The organism is Micrococcus sp. LASM2_SD2, from assembly GCF_057364565.1.
The window spans coordinates 1-729 of the sequence record NZ_JBNFOB010000455.1 but is presented as its reverse complement, the minus strand read 5'-3'; the positions used below and the strand labels follow the sequence as shown (position 1 = coordinate 729).

At 73.4% G+C, this 729-nt stretch carries 2 pseudogenes; both read left to right on the top strand.

Annotated elements, in window-relative coordinates:
- Nucleotides 1-509, top strand: a pseudogene (locus AC2W7A_RS13080) (winged helix-turn-helix domain-containing protein); the annotation flags it as partial.
- A gap of 25 nt (nt 510-534) precedes the next feature.
- Nucleotides 535-729: pseudogene (locus AC2W7A_RS13075) on the top strand (hypothetical protein); the annotation flags it as partial.

Here is a 729-nt window from a genome sequence, read left to right as displayed (position 1 = left end):
ACCGTCTGCGCGGACGTCGCCGCCCCTGGCCGGCCACCTCCCCGTGCTGGCGGTGTTCCACGACGCCGGCCTGAGCGCCGTCTCCGCCCGCTGGCAGGTCGGTGACATCCTGCTCTCGACCGCCGGCCCCGCCCGAGCTGGAGGCCCGGCTGCGCCTGCTGAAGGCCCGCCGGGGCCTCACCGCCGAGGACGAGCCGGACGAGATCCGCGCCTCGGACCTGGTGGTGGACGCCGCCGGCTACACCGCGCGCATCCACGGCCAGCCCCTGAACCTCACCTACAAGGAGTTCGAGCTGCTGAAGTTCCTCGTCCAGCATCCGGGCCGTGTGTTCAGCCGTGAGCAGCTGCTCCAGGAGGTCTGGGGCTACGACTACTTCGGCGGCACCCGCACCGTGGACGTCCATGTGCGCCGCCTGCGCGCCAAGCTGGGCTCGGACCATGAGCAGCTGATCACCACCGTGCGCAACGTCGGCTACCGCTTCGACGACCGCCCGTCCCGGGACGTCTGAGCCCGCCGCCCGTAGTGTGGGGAGCATGACCGACACCTCCACCCCCGCCGTCCGTGTCCTCACCGGAACCGAGACCGTCCCGGTCGACGCCGTGCTCGGGTTGGCCGATGCGGCCCGCGCCTCCGACGGACACCCGCCGCTGTCCGACCAGACCCGCGTGCACGTGGCGCGCGGCACCGCCGTGGCCGTCCTGCTCGCCGGACCGGACGAGGCGCCGGAC